Genomic DNA, 1,125 nt, shown 5'->3' on the forward strand with positions numbered 1-1,125 from the left:
AAGAAAGCACAGGATGATGAAGCCAGTGGTGAGATTGAAACAGCACATCCGGGTTACCTGGGGTCGCAGGACACTTTTTATGTTGGTCATTTAAAAGGTGTTGGTCGTATCTACCAACAAACTTATATTGATACTTACTGCAAAGTCGTTCATTGTAAACTTTACACAACGAAAAGTTCGATAACTGCTGCGGATTTATTAAATGACAAGGTTCTGCCTTTTTATGCCCAACATGGATTACCGATATTACGTATACTGACGGACAGAGGTAGTGAATATTGTGGTAAAGTTGAGCATCACGATTATCAACTTTATCTGGCTATCAACGATATTGATCACACAAAAACTAAGGCACGCTCGCCTCAAACTAATGGAATTTGTGAACGTTTTCATAAAACCGTATTACAAGAGTTCTACCAGGTAGTTTTTCGTAAGAAAATCTACGGTAATTTAGAGGAATTACAAACTGATTTAGATAAATGGTTAGAGGAATACAATAACCAGCGTACTCATCAAGGAAAAATGTGTTGCGGTCGAACACCCATAGCAACTTTACACGATGGAAAACAAATTTGGAGAGAAAAAGATTTAAATCAAATTTAGCCTGACAGATACTGTATAAATAACCGGTAACTGTCAGATCAAGTCTGAGCTACTACAATTAATTAGTCATAAATAATTTCATTTTCGCTATAAATTATAGGAACAGCTTTAAGTTTCTTAACTTCTTCCCATCCTTTTTCTTGTTCACATTCATGAGCAACAACAGTGGCGGAAAAAACAGCTTTTCTTTGCGAAGGACTTCCAGCAAAAGCGATTCTTTCATTAACAACATAAGTATTAACATTTCCCGTCTTTATTATTTGTACATAATTATGTTTTGCTAAATGAGATATAGCCCTTGTAATAGTTGCTCTAGATTTGTTTATAATTTTACATAAAGCACTATTAGATATAGTTACCGCATTTGTACCAATCTGCATATGTTCTCGTATAACACTAAATACTAGTGATGCTGCAGGACTCTCTTGCTGCAATGCCCTAAGATTTTTTTCAGCCTCACGAGACATCATATAGTATCCACCATGAACAAAATTCTTTGCTCTATTTTGTTCAATAATTGCA

General features: G+C 35.3%; 2 protein-coding genes. One reads left to right on the forward strand and one right to left on the reverse strand.

Annotated features, from left to right (window positions below; genetic code table 11):
- Positions 1-603: integrase core domain-containing protein (locus tag CBG25_RS08180; RefSeq protein ID WP_290603686.1), on the forward strand; the 603-nt coding region annotated here is incomplete at its 5' end.
- 62 nt (positions 604-665) lie between these two features.
- On the opposite strand, the gene CBG25_RS08185 is transcribed toward CBG25_RS08180, so the two are convergent.
- On the reverse strand, positions 666-1,125 hold a 460-nt coding region (locus CBG25_RS08185), incomplete at its 5' end, for a helix-turn-helix domain-containing protein (protein WP_290605942.1).

The sequence above is a fragment of the Arsenophonus sp. ENCA genome, from assembly GCF_002287155.1.
GTDB classification, from domain to species: Bacteria; Pseudomonadota; Gammaproteobacteria; order Enterobacterales; family Enterobacteriaceae; genus Arsenophonus; species Arsenophonus nilaparvatae.